The following is a 12,945-nucleotide window of genomic DNA, read 5'->3' as shown; positions in this document are numbered from 1 at the left end:
CCGTACGAACACCACGCCGACGGCGCCGCCGCATTCCGCCGGGGGTGCTCGCGCCGCTGTTCGCCGACTGCTCGGCCGTACCGGAGCTGCGGGACGCCTTCATGCGGACGCTGTTCGACCCGCCGCGCGCCGCGGTGGCGCGGATGCTCGACAATGCGCAGGCGCGCGGCGACCTGCGCGGCGACATCGACCGGGACCTGGCCCTCGACATGCTCGGGTCACTCGTGCACTACCGGGCGCTGTTCGGGCACGCGGCGATCAGCGCGGACGACGTGCAGCACGCTGTGGAGGCGCTGCTGGGCAGGATCGCCGCCGATTATCCGGCGCTGGTCGCGCACAGCCAGGACGTGATGAGCGGCGGCCATCTCCACTCATGACGGAAGCGCCTAGACCGAGGCCAGCTCGTTGGTGCGGGCGGTGAAGGACTTGACGGCCGGGGTGTCGTCGTAGGGGGTCAGGCGTTTGCGGACGTCGGCCATGTAGGTGCGGGTGCGGGTGGAGGTGAGGCCGTCGGCCAGGTCGAGGGCGCTTTGGGCGACGGCGCACGCCTGCTCGACGTCGCCGCAGTCGACCAGGCCGGCCGACAGCAGCGAGAGGTTGAACATCTTGCCCCTGACGTAGCGGTCGTCCATCTCCAGCGAACGGCGGGCGTGGCGGACCGTCTGCGGGCCGTCGCCCAGCTCGCGGAAGCAGTGGGCGAACTTGGCCGCGAGGTAGGCCTCGTCGAAGTAGGCCAGCCATTCGGGCTCGGTGCCCGGGGAGCGGCGATCGAACGCCTTCTCGGCGTTGTTGAGGCTACTGCCGCAGGCGGCGCGGTCGCCGGCCAGGGCGTGCGCGTGGGCCTCCAGGACGTGGCCTTCGGCGAGCAGTGTGCCGAGGCCGGCCCGGCGGGCGGCGAGCTGGGCGGCCCTGGCGAGGTCGAGCGCGTGGCCGGGGCGGCCGATGTAGACGGCCTGGTGGCCGAGCCCGGCGAGGATCTCGCCGCCGAGGCCGTGGTCTTCGGCGTCGCGGGCCAGCCGCAGCGCCTGAATGAGGTAGCGCTGGGCCAGGCCGTGCTGTTCGAGGTCGTAGGCCATCCAGCCGGCCAGGCGGGTCAGCTCGGCGACGGCGGAGGCCAGCTCGCGGCCGGTGGCCTCGCCGTAGGAGCCGTCCTTGAGCAGTGGGGTCACCGCGCTGTCGAGGTACTTGACCACGGCGGCGCGCACCCGGCCGCCGCCGAACCGGTTGTCGAGCTCGCCGAACGCCCGGGTCACCTCGCGGACCGAGGCGATGTCGGCCGCCCCGACGGCCCGGCCGCCCATGCCCGCCGGGCGGCCGTCCGCCGGGTGGGTCAGCCAGCGCAGCGCGCCCGCCGAACCGGCTCCGACGGCGAAGGTCGACTCGACGAGGAACCTCCGCCTCTCCACATCCGCCCGCCAGAGTGCCGTCACGGTCGCCACACCCTCCCGCCAACTAAGGGAAAACTCCTGCCCAAGGTCAAGGGAGGTGCACACGGCGGGCATGCCGAGATCCTCTGAGGTCATGGCGCGGCCGAGCCGCGCGGCGAAGATCTCCGCCAGCAGACCGGGAACCGGGTCGCGCGGGCGCTGTCCCCCAAGCCATCGCAGCACTGAACTATGGTCGTACTTCAGCCCGGCGAGACCGCGGGCCGTACCCAGGTCGTTGAGATGGCGGGCCAGGCCCTTATGGGAGAACCCCGACTCGGCGATGAGCCGCTGTAGAACGCGGTTGGGCTCACGCTCCATGGGTCTCCTTCCGGCCATGGCCGTTGACCGACTGCCCCCAGGAAAGCCCCTTACACCATGGACAGGTGAGGTCAACGCCGACTGACGATCCGCCTCGTCATACTCCGAGGCCGTCAAAGTAACGGATTGCTTTGAATATAGCACGGAGAGTCATCAAGTTGGCCGCGTTCCCTGAAATCAAGGTGAAACCAGTAAACGTTCGTTGATCGTCCAAGGTGGATCTAGATCGTGGGGGATCGGCCGGGATCATGCGAATCCGGCCCATCGTCACCGGCCGCCCCAGCCCCGGCCGCCTCAGCACCGGTCGCCTCAGCGCCGGCGACCGCCATGCCAGGACCGGGCAGTACATCGATGTCCGTGGCCCGCATCGGCTCACCGCACTCCGAGCAGCGCAGCTCGACATGGGAGATCCGGCCGCAGGCGTGGTGCCGGTAGAGCACGGGCGGGCCCGCCTCCCCCGCCGTCCACCGGTCGCCCCAGCGCACCATCACCAGCAGCAGGTCGCACAGCTCCCGGCCCTTCTCGGTGAGCGCGTACTCGTACCGGGGCGGCCGCCGGGAGTACTCCCTGCGCTCCAGCACACCGTTGTCCACCAGGCCCTTGAGCCGCTCGCTCAGCACCTTGCTGGAAATGCCCAGATCCCGCTGAATCTGGTCGAAGCGGGAAAAACCCACGTAGACGTCACGCAGGATCAGCGGGGACCAGGGCTCGCCGATGACATCCAGGGTGCGCGCGATCGAGCAGGCCATTTCCGCAAAGCTGGTTCGCTGCACACGACCAGCGTACTACCGAAAGACTTCCCTCAGGGAAGCCAGTCGGGCTAGGGTGGCATGAGCAAGTGACTTCCCTGAGGAAAGCCAAAGAGGAGGATCCCATGAACCGACCCCCGATAGTGCCGGAGCAGGAGTGGTGGGCCGCGAGAGACGCGCTGCTGGTCAAGGAGAAGGCGCTCACCCGCGAGCTGGACGCCCTGGCCGCCGAACGCCGCAGGCTGCCGATGGCCCGCGTCGGCAAGGAGTACCGGTTCGCCGGCGAGGGGGGCACGGTGGACCTCCCGGGCCTGTTCGGCGGGTACGGCCAGCTCATCGTCTACACCTTCATGTGGCACGGCGCCCAGGAGTACTGCCCCGGGTGCTCGCTGTTCACCGACAACGTCGGGCATCCGGCCATGATGAACGCCCGCGACACCCGTCTCGTGCTGGTCTCCGACGGACCGCAGGCCGAGATCGCGCCCTTCAAGCGGCGCATGGGCTGGATCCTGCCGTGGTACTCCGCGCTGGACGGCGACTTCAACGGGGACATGGCACCGGACGGCGGCTTCGCGCTGAACGTCTTCCTCCGTGACGGGGACGACGTGTACCGGACCTACTTCACAACCGAACGCGGAGTGGAACGCCTCGGAAGCGGCTGGACCTTCCTCGACCTGACGCCGTACGGACGGCGGGAGACCTGGGAGGACTCACCTGACGGATGGCCGCAGTCCGAACCCTACGCGTGGTGGCGGCTGCACGACGAGTACGACGTCTCCTGACCTGAACGGAGGGTGGACCATGCCGCGACCCACCGCAGAGCTGCTGTTCGGCGAGGCCGACGCGACCCCGATGAGCACCGACCCCGCGACCGTGAAGCCGTGGGCCCAGGCGCGGCGGTGCCTGGAGAGCGCGCCGAAGGCGTGGCTGTCCACCGTGCGGCCCGACGGGAGGCCGCACGCCATGCCGGTGCTGGTGGTGTGGGTGGACGACGCGGCCTGCTTCGCCACCCGCCCGGCCTCGCGCAAGGCCAGGAACCTCGGCGGCAGCGGGCACTGCGTGCTCACCGCCGCCACGCCGGACCTGGACCTGGTGCTCGAAGGCGTGGCCGCCCGCGTGCCGGACGCCGCCGGGCGGCGGCGGATCGCCGACGCCTTCGCCGCCGAGTACCAGTGGCACTTCGCGCTGCGCGGCGACGCGGCGTACGACGACGGCCTGCCCGGCTCGCCGGAGTACGTCTTCTACCGGGTCACCCCGGCCCGCGCCTTCGGGTACGGCCCGGACGGCCTGACCGCGACCCGCTGGCGCTTCTGACCGGCCGAGAGGGCCCGTCAGGCCCGGGCGACGCCGTCGCGGCGGGCCTGGTCCGCCACGGCGGCGGTGACGGCCGGGGCGACCCGCTGGTCGAACGGGCTCGGGATGACGTAGTCGGCAGATACGGCATCGCCCACGACGGCGGCCAGCGCGTCGGCCGCGGCCACCTTCATGTTCTCGGTGATCGTGTGGGCCCGGACGTCGAGCGCGCCGCGGAAGACGCCGGGGAAGGCCAGGACGTTGTTGATCTGGTTGGGGAAGTCGGAGCGGCCGGTGGCCACGACGCGGGCGTGCCGGCGGGCGGCGTCGGGGTGAACCTCGGGCGTCGGGTTGGACAGCGCGAAGACGATGGAGTCGGCCGCCATGCCCGCGATGGCCTGCTCGGCGACCGTCGAGCCGGACAGGCCGATGAAGACGTCGGCCCCGGCCAGGGCGTCTTCGGTCGTGCCCCGCAGGCCCGCGCGGTTGGTGTCGGCGGCCAGGGCGCTCTTGACCGAGTTGAGCCCGGCGCGGCCCTCGTGGATCAGGCCCTTGGAGTCGGCGACCGCGATGTCGCCGATGCCCGCGTTGAGCAGGATGCGGGAGACCGCGACCCCGGACGCGCCGGCCCCGGCCACGACCGCGCGCAGGTCACCGAGCGAGCGGCCGGTGAGGCGGGCGGCGTTCTGGAGGGCGGCGAGCACGACGATGGCGGTGCCGTGCTGGTCGTCGTGGAAGACCGGGATGTCCAGCCGCTCGCGCAGGCGGTCTTCGACCTCGAAGCAGCGGGGGGCGCTGATGTCCTCCAGGTTGATCCCGCCGAAGGACGGCGCGAGCCGCGCGACGGTCTCCACCAGCTCCTCCACGCCCGTGCAGTCCAGGCAGATCGGCACGGCGTCGACCCCGGCGAACTCCTTGAACAGCAGCGCCTTGCCCTCCATCACCGGCATGGCGGCGGCGGGGCCGATGTCGCCGAGCCCGAGTACGGCGGTGCCGTCGGACACGACGGCGACCACCCGGGACACCCAGGTGTAGTCGGCGGCCAGCGCCGGGTTCTCGGCGATCGCGGTGCAGACCCTGGCCACGCCCGGCGTGTAGGCGAGCGCGAGGTCGTCGGCGTCGCGGACCGGCACGGAGGAGCGGACCTCCAGCTTGCCGCCGCGGTGCAGCGCGAAGGCCGGATCGGCGTCGAGCGCGTCGAGGCTCGGCGTGGACGGTTCCGGTGAGGTGGTGATGGAAACGGAGGATGGCGTGACGGCCACTGCGACCCCTGGAGTCAGACGGACAGGTCTTCGACGGGCACCGCGCAGCGAAGATCCCCTGGCTTGGTAGGCGCCGGGAAAACGGCCGCTCGATCGCGGTGGTCTCGTGGGAGGGGGCACGGGGGTCACCCGTCGCTCGATTGTGCCACACGTTGTGAGCCGGGCCGTCGCAGGGGGCATGAGTCCGAACCAGGAGGTAAGGCTTGACTGTCGTGTTGACTCCGGACAGTTGACAACAAACTAACCGAACAGTAGGAATTTCCCAAAAGGGCCTTGGCCTGCCCTTATTACCGCAAACTGGTCAATCCATAGAGGAGGCCGCTCATGGCTCCCTGGCCCTCGCGCCCTTGGACGGCGGCGCGCCGCCGTACCATGACCGCCGGAGCCGCGGCGCTCGCGTCCGCGTTGCTGCTGGCCGGGTGCGGCTCGTCGGACGGAGGCGGCGCGGGCGGGCCCGAGGGGGTCCGGCTCGTGTCCCAAGGCAAGCTCACCACCTGTACGAACGTGCCCTACGAGCCCTTCCAGTTCAAGCAGGGCCAAAAGGTGGTCGGTTTCGACGTGGACATCGTCGACCTGGCCGCCAAGCGGCTCGGGGTGCCCCAGGAGATCATCGACATCGACTTCGCCGCCATCAAGAGCGGCGCGGCGCTCAACTCCAACCGGTGCGACCTGGCCGCGGCCGGCATGACGATCACCCCTGACCGGGAGAAGAACCTGGCCTTCTCGGTGCCCTACTTCGACGCCACCCAGGCGCTGATGGCCAAGAAGGGCAGCGGGGTGACCGCGCTGGCCGACGTCAAGGCCAAGGGCCTGACGCTGGGCGCGCAGGCGTCCACCACCGGCCTGGAGTACGCCAGGCAGCAGGGGTTCGACCCGATCGAGTTCGCCGACTCCCCCAAGGAACTGCTGGGCCTGCAGACCGGCCAGGCCGACGTGATCATCCAGGACTACGCGGTGGTGACGACCTGGCTGAAGAAGCCGGAGGTCGCGGCGAAGTTCGAGCTGGTCGCCAACCTGAACACCGGTGAGCAGTACGGCATCGGGATGAAGAAGGGCAACACCGCGCTGAAGAAGGTCGTGGACGAGGTCATCAAGCAGGCGAGGGCCGATGGCACGTACGACAAGATCTACCAGAAGTGGATCGCCACCGTGCCCTCGCCGTCGCCGACCGGCACATGACGGTCCCAGGGGCCGAGCCGGCGGCACGGGCCCGGCTCAGCCCCCGCGAGCGGCAGCGGATCAGCCGCGGCGTGCAGTACGCGATCCTGGTCGCGGCGATCGTGGCGCTGGCCCTGCTCGCCGACTGGCCGGCCATCCGGCAGGCGTTCCTGAACGCCGAGGTGGCCGCGGAGGGCCTGCCGGAGCTGTTCACGGTCGCGCTGAAGAACACGGTCATCTACACGTTCACCGGGTTCGCGCTGGGGTTCGCGCTCGGCCTGCTGCTCGCGCTGATGCGACTGTCGCCGGTCGCCCCCTACCGGTGGATCGCGGCGGTCTACGTCGAGGTCTTCCGCGGGCTGCCCGCGCTGGTCATCTTCCTGATGATCAGCGCGCTGCCGCTGGCCTTCCCGAGCTTCTGGCTGCCCGGCGGCGTGTACGGCATGGCCGCGCTCGGCCTCGGCCTGGTCTCGGCGTCGTACATGGCCGAGACCTTCCGCGCCGGGATTCAGGCGGTGCCGAAGGGGCAGATGGAGGCGGCGCGCTCGCTCGGCATGCCGTACATGCGGGCGATGATCAGCATCGTCATCCCGCAGGCGATCAGGATCGTCATCCCGCCGCTCACCAACGAGCTGGTCCTGCTGTTCAAGGACTCCTCGCTGGTGCTCTTCCTGGGCGTCACGGCGGGTCAGGTGGAATTGGCGAAGTTCGGCAACGACCAGTCCTCGACGTTCGCCAGCCCGACGCCGATCCTGGTCTCGGGGATCACGTACCTGATCATCACCATCCCGCTCGGATACCTGGCGCGGCGGCTGGAAGCGAGGCGGGACGGCCGATGAGCGACGTGGAGATCCGCGACCTGCACAAGTGCTTCGGGAAGCTCGAAGTGCTGCGGGGAATCGACTTCACCGTGGAGTCCGGGCAGGTGGTGTGCGTGATCGGCCCCTCCGGCTCGGGCAAGTCCACGCTGCTGCGGTGCGTGAACCTGCTGGAGCGGCCGACGTCCGGAAAGGTCTTCGTGGACGGTGTGGAACTCACCGACCCCGACGTCGACATCGACGCCGCCCGCCGCCGGGTCGGGATGGTGTTCCAGCAGTTCAACCTGTTCCCGCACCTGACGGCGCTGCGCAACGTGACGATCGCCCAGGAGCGGGTGCTGCGCCGCAGCCGCGCCGAGGCCGAGTCGGTGGCAAGAACCGACCTCGCGCGGGTCGGGCTGGCCGACAAGGCCGACGCCTACCCGGCGCAGCTCTCCGGCGGGCAGCAGCAGCGGGTGGCCATCGCGCGGGCGCTGGCGATGAACCCCGCGCTGATGCTGTTCGACGAGCCGACCTCGGCGCTGGACCCGGAGCTGGTCGGGGACGTGCTGACGGTGATGCGGCAGTTGGCGGAGGAGGGCATGACCATGCTGGTGGTGACCCACGAGATGGCGTTCGCCCGCGAGGTCGCCGACCGCGTGGTGTTCATGGACGGCGGGACGATCGTGGAGGAGGGCCCGCCCGGGCAGGTCATCGGCGCGCCGCGGCACGAGCGCACGCGTACGTTCCTGCGGCGGGTGCTCAACCCGACCCACGTCGACACAGACGGCGCTTGACAACCGACGGCGTTCGGCAAGCGTGTAATACTCGACTGGTCCATCGTCTATTACCGTCAACCAACAGGGTCACTGTGGATCTGACCAAGTACGCCGAGCTGGCCGTGCTGCTCGTCAACGGAGCCGACCGGCTGGAGAGCCTGGCGGGCCTTCGCCTGCTGCTGGGCGAGTCCGGGCGCGGGGCCCGGGCCGCGCGGGCCACCCGCGCCGATCTGGAGGCGATGCGCGCGCTGCGCGCCGAGCTGGTGGCCGTCTTCGAGTCCGCCGACGCGGGTGAGGAGGACGACGCAGTTGCGCGGCTGAACGCGCTGCTGATCCGCCATCCGGTCCACCCGCTGATCTCCGGGCACGACGGCCAGCGCTGGCACCTGCACCTCAACGAGGACGGCGGGATCGCCGACCAGTACGCCGTGGGCTGCGTCATGGGCCTGGCCGCGCTGGTCACCGACCTCGGCGTGGACCGGCTGGGGCTGTGCGACGCGGCGCCGTGCCGCCGGGCCTTCCTGGACACCTCCTCCAACCGCTCCAGGCGCTACTGTTCCGAACGCTGCGCCAGCCGCGCGAACGTCGCGGCTTATCGGGCCCGCAAGCGCCGGGTGGCCGTCTGAGCCGCCCTCAGGGGCTCAGCGGGGCCCCGGGGGGCTCATCTGCGTCCCGGCGGCCAGTAGCGCAGCACGACGCGCCCGACCAGCAGCACCGGCGGCAGCGGCCCGAAGTCCCAGCTGTCGCGGCGGCCGGAGGCGCACTGGTTGTCGCTCTCCAGCCACCAGCCGCCGTCCTTTTCGCGCCAGGCGGCCCGTTTCACGATCAACCGCGCCTCGTCGCCCGGCAGCCGGGCGACCACCACGTCACCGGGGCGTACGACGGCGCCCCGCCGTACCAGCAACCAGTCTCCCGGGCGCAGTCCCGGCAGCATGGAATCCCCTTCGACACGCACTCTCACGACGCCAACCCCCCTCCCGCGCGGGGCGAATCTAGCCGAGTAAGGTCGGTAACCGGACCATGCTGATATCAGCATCGAGGAAGGAAATTCCGATGCTCGCACGACTGCTGCGACCCAAGCACGTGGCATCCGCGCACTGCGACCTGCCGTGCGGGGTCTACGACCCGGCGCAGGCCCGTATCGAGGCCGAGTCGGTCAAGGCGATCATGGAGAAGTACGCGGCCAACGACGACCCGGTCTTCCGCGCCCGCGCGCTGACCATCAAGGAGGAGCGGGCCGAGCTGGTCAAGCACCACCTGTGGGTGCTGTGGACCGACTATTTCAAGCCGCCGCACCTGGAGGCCTACCCGCAGTTGCACCAGCTTTTCTGGGAGGCCACCAAGCTCGCCGGGGCCGCGGGCGCCAAGGGCACCGTTGAGGTGTCCAAGGCCGAGGACCTGCTCGGAAAGATCGACGACATCTCGAAGATCTTCTGGGAGACCAAGGCCGCCTGAGTTGCGGTGATCTGCTAGGACAATGCCCGATCATGGGCAGATGGGCCCCGTGTGATGAGACATCACACGGGGCCTCAGCATTTTGCCATGATCGCGAGTCTCAGGCCGCCAAGTGGTCTCCGGGGGCGGTAAGTTGCAGTCAGCGGCGATGCACGCCACCGGCGTGAGGAGGAACGTGACAGAGGAAACCGAGACGCGTGTGGAAGGCAGGTCCGGGATTCGCGACGTGGTCAGTGTCCGGCTGCCCGCCGCGAGTGCCTACCTGTCCGTTCTACGTACGGCCACCGCCGGGTTGGCCGCGCGGCTTGACTTCACGCTCGATGAGATCGAAGATCTGCGGATAGCGGTGGACGAGGCGTGCGCCATGCTGCTCAGCCAGGCCGTGCCCGGCACCGACCTGACCGCCGAGTTCGAGCTGACGGGGCAGGAGATGCAGGTCAGCGTCCAGGTCAACACGGTCGGCAGCACGGTGCCCAAGCGCGACGACTTCGCGTGGATGGTGCTGACGGCGCTGGCCGACGACGTCGACGCGGTGACCGACTACCCCGACCGCATGGCCATCGTGCTGCGTAAACGCCGAGGCGTGGCGAGGCCGGCGTGACGGAAAGGACACGTGCCATGGCGGCCGGAGAGGACGCGGTGCCCGACAGGGTCCGTGCCCGGACCCTCTTCGCCGAGCTGGCCGAGCTGGCTCCCGAGGAGCCGCGCCGGCAGCGCATCCGCGACGAGCTGGTGGAGTTGCACCTGCCGTTGGTGGAGTACCTGGCCAGGCGCTTCCGCAACCGCGGCGAGTGGCTGGACGACCTGACGCAGGTCGCCACCATCGGGCTGATCAAGTCGATCGACCGCTTCGACCTGGCCCGCGGAGTGGAGTTCTCCACCTACGCGACGCCGACGATCGTGGGCGAGATCAAGCGGCACTTCCGCGACAAGGGCTGGGCGGTGCGGGTCCCGCGCCGCCTGCAGGAGCTGAAGCTGTCGCTGACCAAGGCGATCAGCGAGCTGTCCCAGCGCGAGGGCCGCGCGCCGACCGTCGGCGAGCTGGCCGCCCACCTGCAGATGAGCGAGGAGGAGGTGCTTGAGGGCCTGGAGTCGGCCAACGCCTACTCCACCGTCTCCCTCGACGCCCCCGACTCCGGCGACGACGACGCGCCCGCGGTGGCCGACTCGCTCGGCATCGTGGACGACTCGCTCGAAGGCGTCGAATACCGCGAGTCGCTGAAGCCGCTGCTCGAACGGCTGCCGCCGCGCGAGAAGCGCATCCTGCTGCTGCGCTTCTTCGGCAACATGACACAGTCGCAGATCGCCACCGAGCTGGGCATCTCACAGATGCACGTCTCGCGGCTGCTGGCCCGTACGCTGGCCCAGCTCCGCGAGGGGCTCACCGCCGACGACTGACCGACGGCCCGGTACCGCTGAACGACTCGGCCCGCGGCCAGGGGCGTCAGCGGTCGTCGCCGAACAGCGCCTGCGTGGTGGGCGGCGCGAACAGTCCGCCGAGCCCGATCACCGCCACGGCGGCGAGCGGGATGCCCGGCGCGGCCTGCCCCGACTGGATCAGCGTGATCGCCACGGGCAACGCGAAGATCTGGGTGAGCACCCCTGGTGCCCGTCCCCACCGCTGCCCGGTGAACAGTCCCCAGCCCACCCACAGCAGCCCGGCGCCGGCCAGCAGGCCGAACGCCGCGACGACGATCGAGGTCACCAGGTCCGACGGCTTGCCGACCACCGTCATGACACCGACGTAACCTCCGAGCACCAGGGCGACGAGCCCTTCCACCGCCACCATGACGGCGGCAACCACCAAGCTCAGCGGACGCTTCGACACGCGCCGAGCCTACTGCCCGGGCCCCTCGGTCTCCGCTCCAGCGCCGTCATCCGGCGTTTTCACGGTCTCCCACCATGATGTCCAGCGGTGTTCGATGTCGCCGAACCTGTCGTCGGGCGTGCCGTACAGGGTGAGCAGCGCGCCGATGCCGCCGCGGCCGCCGACCAGGAGCAGGCCGTCGCCGAAACCGGCGACGGTGAGCGCCCGCTGGTGCCCGGCCACGGCGTAGACCTCGCCCTCCAGCACGTCGCCGGGCACGGCCTCGGCCTTGTAGGGCGAGCCCACGGGCAGGTCCGCCACCGCGCCGAGCCCGAGCGCGTCCAGCATCGAGGCCGCTGGATCGCGCAGCGCCCCGGTCAGTGCGACCGTGCGCCGCTCTGCCAGCCCGTGCCGTTCGACGCCGAAGCGGAGCTGGGTCAAGAACGCGGTCCAGCCTTCGGTGATGTCGTCGTAGTAGGCGTCCCAGTCGGGGTTGGCGCCGCGCGGCGCGCGGGTGATCCGCACGAGCGTGCCGCCGTCTGCCGTCTCGTGCAGGGTGAACCGGTCGCTGTCCTGGAGGACCAGCACGCGCCCCTCCGGGTCCTCTTCCGGGACATGGTCGACATAGATGAGGCGGATCTCCTCGTCCAAGCCGGATCCCGCCTCGCCGAAGTGCCATCCGTGCCAGCGCCGGATCAGCTCGGGGTCACGCAGCGCCCGCCACACCTGGTCGGGCGGCGCGCCGATGGTGACCTCTATGCGTACTGTCATGTGTCCGCTCCTTGGGGGTCTGCGGGCGCCGGGTGGCCGGCGCCCATGATCCGGTACGGCCGGCCACCCGGCGTGTCGAATGCCGCCACGACCTCGCCCAGCGCGGCGGCCAGGGCGTCGGCGAACCGGTGGACGTCGCCCGGCGCGGCGAACCGGACCTCGCTCTCCAGGGTGAACGTCAGCAGCCGGACATCCGCCTGCTCGGCCGCCGTCTGCATACGGGTCACGTCGCGCACGAGCTGCGCCGCCACTGCCACCAGGTGCTCGGCCGCGTGGCGGTCCAGCCCGGCCACCGCACCCTCGCCGCGCCCGCCCAGCACATCGGGATCGACCACGTACGCCTCGGCGGTCGCCCGCAGCACCCGCTCCACGAACCCGCGCCTGCGCCGCTCCTCCACCAGCTCGACCAGGCCCTGCGCCTCCAGCTCACGCAGGTGGTAGCCGACCCGCTGGCGGGGCATCTCGAACTCCCCGGCGAGCTGCGCCGCCGAGCCGGGCGTGCGCAGCCGCGCCAGAATCCGCCGCCGCAACGGCGAGAGCGCCTGTCGCAACCGCTCCGGCTCGTCCAGCAGCCTCCTGCGTGCCATGCGCCCATCCTCCATTAGACAAATTTTCCTGTCAATACACTCGTCGATCCGATGGCGCGCACCTTCGCGGGTAGCCGGACGACATATAGCGGCAAATGGATACGCTGGCGGGGTGCGAGCCATGCTCCTGGTGAACCCCAAGGCCACGACCACGAACGCGCGCACCCGTGATGTGCTGATCCGGGCGCTGGGCGCGGCGGTGGATCTGTCGGTGGAGGAGACCGGATACCGGGGGCACGCGGCGACGCTGGCCGCGACCGCGCATGCCAAGGGCTTTGACGCGGTGGCCGTGCTGGGCGGCGACGGGACGATCAACGAGGCGGTCAACGGGCTGCTCAACCCGATCAACGGTCGGGTCGGCGGCGGTAACGGCGGTGGTGGTGGTCTCGGTGGTGGTGCCGACGAGCGGCCGGGACTGATCGTGATCCCCGGCGGGAGCGCCAACGTGTTCGCGCGGGCCCTGGGGCTGCCCAATGACCCGGTACAGGCGACCGGGGCGGTGCTGGAGGCGCTGCGCGAGGGCCGCCGCCGGGTGGTGGGGC

The 12,945-nt window shown here is 70.6% G+C and carries 18 protein-coding genes; 11 read left to right on the top strand and 7 right to left on the bottom strand.

The window, feature by feature from the left end:
- Positions 1 to 377, top strand: a 377-nt coding sequence (locus tag C1I98_RS24315) for a TetR-like C-terminal domain-containing protein (protein ID WP_199537177.1), incomplete at its 5' end; no start/stop codon positions are given.
- Between the two features lie 9 nt (positions 378 to 386).
- Here C1I98_RS24315 and C1I98_RS24310 read toward each other — a convergent pair.
- Together C1I98_RS24310 and C1I98_RS24305 are read right to left on the bottom strand one after the other, a co-directional pair.
- A complete protein-coding gene (locus C1I98_RS24310) occupies positions 387 to 1,745 on the bottom strand; it encodes an NsdA family TPR-like regulatory protein (protein ID WP_111169739.1) in 1,359 nt (452 codons plus the stop codon).
- Between the two features lie 221 nt (positions 1,746 to 1,966).
- Positions 1,967 to 2,518 (bottom strand): winged helix-turn-helix transcriptional regulator, encoded by a 552-nt coding sequence (locus tag C1I98_RS24305; protein WP_111169738.1) that lies wholly within the window; start codon positions 2,516 to 2,518, stop codon positions 1,967 to 1,969.
- Positions 2,519 to 2,619: 101 nt separating this feature from the next.
- Between C1I98_RS24305 and C1I98_RS24300 the strand changes: the two genes are divergently transcribed.
- Both C1I98_RS24300 and C1I98_RS24295 read left to right on the top strand, forming a co-directional pair.
- On the top strand, positions 2,620 to 3,276 hold the full coding sequence (locus tag C1I98_RS24300; protein ID WP_111169737.1) for a DUF899 domain-containing protein: 657 nt from the start codon (positions 2,620 to 2,622) through the stop codon (positions 3,274 to 3,276).
- Positions 3,277 to 3,295: 19 nt separating this feature from the next.
- Positions 3,296 to 3,808 (top strand): pyridoxamine 5'-phosphate oxidase family protein, encoded by a 513-nt coding sequence (locus C1I98_RS24295; protein ID WP_111169736.1) that lies wholly within the window; start codon positions 3,296 to 3,298, stop codon positions 3,806 to 3,808.
- 17 nt (positions 3,809 to 3,825) lie between these two features.
- Here the strand turns inward: C1I98_RS24295 and C1I98_RS24290 are convergent, their stop codons facing one another.
- Positions 3,826 to 5,022: an NAD(P)-dependent malic enzyme gene (locus C1I98_RS24290; RefSeq protein WP_199537178.1), complete on the bottom strand. Its 1,197-nt coding sequence runs from the start codon at positions 5,020 to 5,022 to the stop codon at positions 3,826 to 3,828.
- Between the two features lie 351 nt (positions 5,023 to 5,373).
- Between C1I98_RS24290 and C1I98_RS24285 the strand changes: the two genes are divergently transcribed.
- The 4 genes from C1I98_RS24285 (at position 5,374) to C1I98_RS24270 (ending at position 8,409) form a co-directional block, all read left to right on the top strand.
- Positions 5,374 to 6,228: an ABC transporter substrate-binding protein gene (locus C1I98_RS24285; protein ID WP_199537176.1), complete on the top strand. Its 855-nt coding sequence runs from the start codon at positions 5,374 to 5,376 to the stop codon at positions 6,226 to 6,228.
- Positions 6,186 to 7,046 (top strand): amino acid ABC transporter permease, encoded by an 861-nt coding sequence (locus C1I98_RS24280; RefSeq protein ID WP_233508137.1) that lies wholly within the window; start codon positions 6,186 to 6,188, stop codon positions 7,044 to 7,046. Before C1I98_RS24285 ends, C1I98_RS24280 begins: the two co-directional genes overlap by 43 nt.
- Positions 7,043 to 7,801 carry an amino acid ABC transporter ATP-binding protein gene (locus tag C1I98_RS24275; RefSeq protein WP_111169733.1) on the top strand — a complete coding sequence of 253 codons (759 nt, stop codon included), beginning with the start codon at positions 7,043 to 7,045 and terminating at the stop codon, positions 7,799 to 7,801. Before C1I98_RS24280 ends, C1I98_RS24275 begins: the two co-directional genes overlap by 4 nt.
- A gap of 74 nt (positions 7,802 to 7,875) precedes the next feature.
- Positions 7,876 to 8,409 (top strand): CGNR zinc finger domain-containing protein, encoded by a 534-nt coding sequence (locus tag C1I98_RS24270; protein ID WP_111169732.1) that lies wholly within the window; start codon positions 7,876 to 7,878, stop codon positions 8,407 to 8,409.
- Between the two features lie 35 nt (positions 8,410 to 8,444).
- On the opposite strand, the gene C1I98_RS24265 is transcribed toward C1I98_RS24270, so the two are convergent.
- Positions 8,445 to 8,819, bottom strand: coding sequence for a S24/S26 family peptidase (locus C1I98_RS24265; RefSeq protein WP_199537175.1), 375 nt, complete (start codon positions 8,817 to 8,819; stop codon positions 8,445 to 8,447).
- A 17-nt stretch (positions 8,820 to 8,836) separates the two neighbouring features.
- On the opposite strand from C1I98_RS24265, the gene sodN reads away from it, so the two are divergent.
- The 3 genes from sodN (at position 8,837) to C1I98_RS24250 (ending at position 10,636) form a co-directional block, all read left to right on the top strand.
- On the top strand, positions 8,837 to 9,238 hold the full coding sequence (gene sodN, locus C1I98_RS24260; RefSeq protein WP_111169730.1) for a superoxide dismutase, Ni: 402 nt from the start codon (positions 8,837 to 8,839) through the stop codon (positions 9,236 to 9,238).
- A gap of 175 nt (positions 9,239 to 9,413) precedes the next feature.
- The gene (locus C1I98_RS24255) at positions 9,414 to 9,839 is read left to right on the top strand and encodes an ATP-binding protein (RefSeq protein ID WP_111169741.1); all 426 of its coding nucleotides are present in this window, start codon (positions 9,414 to 9,416) and stop codon (positions 9,837 to 9,839) included.
- Positions 9,840 to 9,856: 17 nt separating this feature from the next.
- A complete protein-coding gene (locus C1I98_RS24250; protein WP_199537174.1) occupies positions 9,857 to 10,636 on the top strand; it encodes an RNA polymerase sigma factor SigF in 780 nt (259 codons plus the stop codon).
- 46 nt (positions 10,637 to 10,682) lie between these two features.
- Here C1I98_RS24250 and C1I98_RS24245 read toward each other — a convergent pair whose 3' ends face one another.
- The 3 genes from C1I98_RS24245 to C1I98_RS24235 are packed head-to-tail and all read right to left on the bottom strand — an operon-like array spanning position 10,683 to position 12,403.
- Positions 10,683 to 11,066 carry a hypothetical protein gene (locus tag C1I98_RS24245; protein WP_111169728.1) on the bottom strand — a complete coding sequence of 128 codons (384 nt, stop codon included), beginning with the start codon at positions 11,064 to 11,066 and terminating at the stop codon, positions 10,683 to 10,685.
- A gap of 9 nt (positions 11,067 to 11,075) precedes the next feature.
- Positions 11,076 to 11,816: an SRPBCC family protein gene (locus C1I98_RS24240; protein ID WP_111169727.1), complete on the bottom strand. Its 741-nt coding sequence runs from the start codon at positions 11,814 to 11,816 to the stop codon at positions 11,076 to 11,078.
- On the bottom strand, positions 11,813 to 12,403 hold the full coding sequence (locus C1I98_RS24235; protein WP_111169740.1) for an ArsR/SmtB family transcription factor: 591 nt from the start codon (positions 12,401 to 12,403) through the stop codon (positions 11,813 to 11,815). Before C1I98_RS24235 ends, C1I98_RS24240 begins: the two co-directional genes overlap by 4 nt.
- 112 nt (positions 12,404 to 12,515) lie before the next feature.
- Between C1I98_RS24235 and C1I98_RS24230 the strand changes: the two genes are divergently transcribed.
- Positions 12,516 to 12,945 (top strand): diacylglycerol/lipid kinase family protein (locus tag C1I98_RS24230; RefSeq protein ID WP_199537173.1); only part of this gene is annotated, 430 nt, incomplete at its 3' end.

This window comes from Spongiactinospora gelatinilytica, from assembly GCF_003236385.1.
GTDB classification, from domain to species: domain Bacteria; phylum Actinomycetota; class Actinomycetes; order Streptosporangiales; family Streptosporangiaceae; genus Spongiactinospora; species Spongiactinospora gelatinilytica.
The sequence above is the reverse complement of the archived record's forward strand: the minus strand, read 5'-3'. Positions and strand labels throughout refer to the sequence as shown.